At 61.7% G+C, this 308-nt stretch carries 1 protein-coding gene; it reads right to left on the reverse strand.

Translation table 11 applies throughout. From position 1 onward, the window contains the following. On the reverse strand, positions 1 to 308 hold a 308-nt coding region (locus HW932_RS21605; protein WP_176978497.1), incomplete at both ends, for an RNA-guided endonuclease InsQ/TnpB family protein.

Raw genomic sequence — 308 nt, forward strand, 5'->3', positions numbered from 1 at the left:
TCGCCAAAGCCGGCATCGGAGACGGCGCGAGCGAGTCGGCGATTCTTCGTCATTCCAGTGACGTTGAGGTCTTCGAGCGTGATGACCTGATAGGTGCGGGTCAGCTGATCGGACAGTTCATGGAGCACGGCCTGACGCTGGTTCCTGATCCGCTGATGCAGTCGGGCCACTCGGAGCTTGGCTTTCGCTCGGCGTCGGCTGCCTTTCATCTTGCGCGACAGGTTGCGTTGTCGGCGTTTCAGCCGCTTGAGGTTCTTCTTGAGCGCTGGGTTGGCGGGGATGACCTCGCCGCTACTCAAGGTCGCCAG

Source organism: Allochromatium humboldtianum (assembly GCF_013385175.1).
Taxonomy (GTDB): domain Bacteria; phylum Pseudomonadota; class Gammaproteobacteria; order Chromatiales; family Chromatiaceae; genus Thermochromatium; species Thermochromatium humboldtianum.